At 57.7% G+C, this 610-nt stretch carries 1 protein-coding gene and 1 pseudogene; one reads left to right on the top strand and one right to left on the bottom strand.

The window, feature by feature from the left end; all coding sequences use genetic code 11:
* Window positions 1-491: class I SAM-dependent methyltransferase (locus tag A5692_RS00840; protein ID WP_156765857.1), on the top strand; the 491-nt coding region annotated here is incomplete at its 5' end.
* Window positions 492-512: 21 nt separating this feature from the next.
* Here A5692_RS00840 and A5692_RS28745 read toward each other — a convergent pair.
* Window positions 513-610 (bottom strand): annotated as a pseudogene (locus tag A5692_RS28745) (class I SAM-dependent methyltransferase); the annotation flags it as partial.

The following is a 610-nucleotide window of genomic DNA, read 5'->3' on the forward strand; positions in this document are numbered from 1 at the left end:
AGTTCGAGGACAAGGTCGACCGAATTGTCTCGATCGGCGCCTTCGAGGCTTTCAAGATGGAGCGGTACGCCGCGTTCTTCGAACGTTCCTACAACATTCTTCCCGACGACGGCCGCATGTTATTGCATACCATTTTGACCTACACCCAGAAGCAGCAGTACGAACGCGGCGTCTCCATCACGATGAACGACCTTCGATTCGCGCGGTTCATTGGCACTGAAATCTTCCCGGGCGGACAATTACCGGCGCAGGAAGACATCTTCAGGTTCGCCGGCGAAGCGGGGTTCTCCGTGCAGCAGGTCCAATTGCTGCAGGAGCACTACGAGCGCACGCTCAACATCTGGGCGGCGAACCTGGAGGCCAACCGCCAACGGGCGGTCGAGATCCAGTCCGAAGAGGTCTACAACCGCTACATGAAGTACCTGACCGGGTGCGCGAAGCTGTTCCGCCAGGGTTACACCGACGTCGACCAGTTCACGTTGGAAAAGTAGCGGACCCCAGCCCCTCGCGACCTACTTCACGAGGGTGAACTGCCCGACATTGCTGATGCCCTTGCGGAAGAAGTTCTCACAGCCGGTCAGGTAGTGCATGTACTTGTTGTAGTGCTGAA

It is taken from the genome of Mycobacterium sp. E342, from assembly GCF_001667665.1.
In the GTDB taxonomy this organism is placed as follows: Bacteria; Actinomycetota; Actinomycetes; order Mycobacteriales; family Mycobacteriaceae; genus Mycobacterium.